2 protein-coding genes are annotated in these 2,299 nt (G+C 67.0%); both read left to right on the top strand.

Translation table 11 applies throughout. The annotated features are described in order from the left end of the window. Window positions 1-139: 139 nt before the first annotated feature. Window positions 140-931, top strand: a complete 792-nt coding sequence (locus MJ785_RS09945) for a Crp/Fnr family transcriptional regulator (protein WP_239311356.1) — start codon at window positions 140-142, stop codon at window positions 929-931. A gap of 847 nt (window positions 932-1,778) precedes the next feature. After that, a partial coding sequence (locus MJ785_RS09940; protein WP_239311357.1) for an HIT domain-containing protein occupies window positions 1,779-2,299 on the top strand: 521 nt, incomplete at its 3' end.

Genomic DNA, 2,299 nt, shown 5'->3' with positions numbered 1-2,299 from the left:
GTTTCGCTGGATCGACTAATCGGGGGGCCGACTGTTGAAGGCAGGGCACGAGGTCGGGCGGAGCACGGAAGAGCCGGTCGTCGGAAGTACGGAGCGCGGGGGGCGAACCATGTTTGTGCCTGGGGAGGCGATACCTGCCATGGATACGACGGGGATGGTCACCCCGCTCCATGAAAGAGCTCGGGTGGGTACCGGCGGAGTGGGAATCGGGATGGTGAACGGCGGGGACGGCGCGGGCCCGGACGAGCCTCGGTACGGCCGTGACTGGCCCGCGCACACCTTCCTTGGGCGGTTGGACCAGCGGCTACGGGGTGCGTTGCTGGAGCTCGGGCAGTTCGTTCGGTATGCCAGCGGGACAACTCTGATTATTGAAGGTGACCTGGACCGGGATCTGTTCATCCTGCTTGACGGCGTGTGCAAAGTCACCGGAGTGACCCCGCACGGCGTCCGGGCACTGCTTGCCGTCCGTGTCGGTGGAGATGTCGTCGGTGAGATCGCGGCTATGGACGGTGAGCCCCGTTCCGCCACGGTGACCGCTGGCGGCGCGGTGACCGCACGCCGGATCAGCTCGGTCGACATGGAGCAGTTCCTGGTCGGCAACCCGATGATGGCGGCGGAGATGAACCGCGCGATGGCGGCGAAGCTGCGCTGGTCGACACGGCGCAGGGTCGACTACGGCGACCATGTGAAGATCCGGCTGGCGCGTGTCCTGGTCGAGCTCGCCTACCTGCACGGCACGCCGGTCGCTGACGGTATCTCGATCGGTGTGCTGACCCAGCCCGAGATCGGTGGGCTGATCGGCGCTGGCGAGCCCAGCGCGCACAAGGCGCTCGCGGAGCTGCGGAGTGCCGGCATACTCAGCACCCGCTATCGGCGAATCGTCGTCCACGACCTGTCCAGGCTCGGGGATGTCGCGGACGGCGACAGCTAGAGCGCCCGGCAATAGGGGCGTGGATCAAGGAGCGGGGCTGGGGTGCGTGCATCGCAAGGCGGAGGAGAGAGCCACCCTGGTGTTGGGTGGCGACCGACGACAACGATGCGAGGTGCGTACCCCAGCCCCGCGACGCCGCGTCCCCTATTGCCGGGCGCTCTTAGCCTGTTTCCCTGCCGACGGGCGGTGGGCGCGTTTCTCGACGCGCCGTCGAGGGTGGCGCGCCGGGGCGCTGCCATCGTCCGTCCCCAGCCCCGCTGCCTGCGTTTTTGTCGCCAACGTCGCCGGGGTGTGGTTGTGCCTTGTGGAGAAAGTGCGAAGCAGTTGTGAACATAACATCCGCCCTACGTCCACTCCGGAGGGACTGGCTGCCAACAATCCGAATCCGTTGAGGCCCGCAAATACGCTGTGGCCTGCGAATATGCCGATCGCCACACTGTCTGGAACCCGTGGTGACGGGTCCACGCCGCTGGCGACACGCCGAATGATTCCGGTCATAGTGTCGGCATGATGTCCGGAGACCGTTTATGCTCTTGGCAGAGGTTGGCGGCGACCCCCCCACGCCGTCAACCTCTCTTCTACTTGTCCGGGCGCGCTTGTCTGGGCGCGCAGTGAGTGCCGCCGGGGAGTGCTGCCGGGTCTTCTGACGTTGCATCCGGCTGGGCATATACAGATGGGCGTCAGTACGCTGGGCGCGGGTCGCGGTGGCATCGGCTACAGGCCGCCGTAGCCAGCCCGAACTCAGGTTCCGGACGTGTCGGGAGGCCGCGCCAGTGACGTGTCAGCCAGGTCGATCCTCTCCGGTCCCGCAGCTCGGTCGCGCGCGGGAAACGGGCAGTTTGTGGGTATGACGTCAACCACGCCGGATGGCGTCCCGCTGGAGCCGCAGGCTGGGGTCGGTAGTCCGGACGGCTTCCGCCGGCTGTACACGCCGCACCGGATGGCCTATATCAAAGGCGAGGGCAGGCCTACCGGTGGATCCTGCCCGTTCTGTGTCATCCCGGCCATGCCGGACGAGGAAGGACTCGTCGTCGCGCGGGGCGACGTTGTGTATGCCGTCCTCAACCTCTACCCGTACAACTCCGGGCACATCATGATCGTTCCGTACCGCCACATCGCTGACTACGCTGATCTCCTGGACGCTGAGACCACGGAGATGGCCCTGTTCACGCAGCACGCGCTGCGGGCTCTGCGGCGAGCCAGCGGCGCGCACGGTTTCAACGTCGGGATGAACCTCGGTGTAGTCGCGGGCGCCGGGATCGCCGAGCACGTTCACCAGCACGTCGTGCCGCGTTGGGGCGGGGATACGAACTTCATGCCGGTGGTCGGCGGCACCAGGGTGCTGCCCGCGCTCCTCAGCCAGACCCG

Source organism: Protofrankia sp. CiT1 (assembly GCF_917627335.1).
Lineage (GTDB): Bacteria > Actinomycetota > Actinomycetes > Frankiales > Frankiaceae > Protofrankia.
Note: the sequence above shows the minus strand (reverse complement) of the source record. Positions and strands in the feature narration are given on the sequence as shown.